This window comes from Natronoarchaeum mannanilyticum (assembly GCF_039522665.1).
GTDB lineage: Archaea > Halobacteriota > Halobacteria > Halobacteriales > Natronoarchaeaceae > Natronoarchaeum > Natronoarchaeum mannanilyticum.
In genome coordinates this window covers 1-883 of record NZ_BAAADV010000009.1, presented here as the reverse complement: position 1 = coordinate 883, position 883 = coordinate 1, and the positions used below count along the sequence as shown (strand labels likewise).

Below are 883 nucleotides of genomic sequence, written 5' to 3'. Positions count from 1 at the left end.
TGAGCGAACGCTGAAAAGCACCCCGAGAAGGGAGGTGCAATAGGGCCTGAACTCAGTCGGCCACTGAGCGACGGGGCATACAAGGCCCCACGAAAAACGACCGAAGCGCGAGCTTCTAGTAGGAATCGTGGGGAGCCGATGTTCCGTCGTGCGTTTTGAAAAACGAGCCAGGGAGTGGATCTGTTTGACGAGTCTAACCCGAGTATCGGGGAAGGCGCAGGGAAACCGACATGGCCGCAGGGCTTTGCCCGAGGGCCGCCGTGTTCAAGCGCGGGGAGTCAAATGGATCCGACCCGAATCCGAGCGATCTATGCGCGAGCAAGGTGAAGCGTGCCGAAAGGCACGTGGAGGCCTGTTAGAGTTGGTGTCCTACAATACCCTCTCGTGACTCGCGTATAGGGGTGAAAGGCCCATCGAGCTCGGCAACAGCTGGTTCCAACCGAAACATGTCGAAGCATGACCTTTGGCGAGGTAGTTCGTGGGGTAGAGCCACCGATTGGCGGTCCCGCCCCCGAGAGGGGTCGGCCCGCCTGTCGAACTCCGAACCTACGAACGCTGTTGACCCAAGGATTCCGGTGCACGGGGTAAGCCTGTGTACCAGAAGGGAGACAACCCACTGCCGGGTTAAGGTCCCCAAGTATGGATTAAGTGCAATCCTCTGAAGGTGGTCCCGAGCCCCAGACAGCCGGGAGGTGAGCTTAGAAGCAGCTACCCTCTAAGAAAAGCGTAACAGCTTACCGGCCGAGGTTCGGGGCGCCCAAAATGATCGGGGCTCAAATCCATCACCGAGACCTGGCCGCACCCGTCACAGGGTGATCGAGTAGGTTGGCGCTCCACGTGGGTGGAAGCACGGGCGAGAGCTCGTGTGGACCGCGTGGTGACG

At 60.0% G+C, this 883-nt stretch carries 1 rRNA gene (cut by a window edge); it reads left to right on the top strand.

The features are described 5' to 3' along the window. Nucleotides 1-883: ribosomal RNA gene (locus ABDZ81_RS18100) — 23S ribosomal RNA — on the top strand (its annotated part extends 462 nt beyond the left edge of the window); the annotation flags it as partial.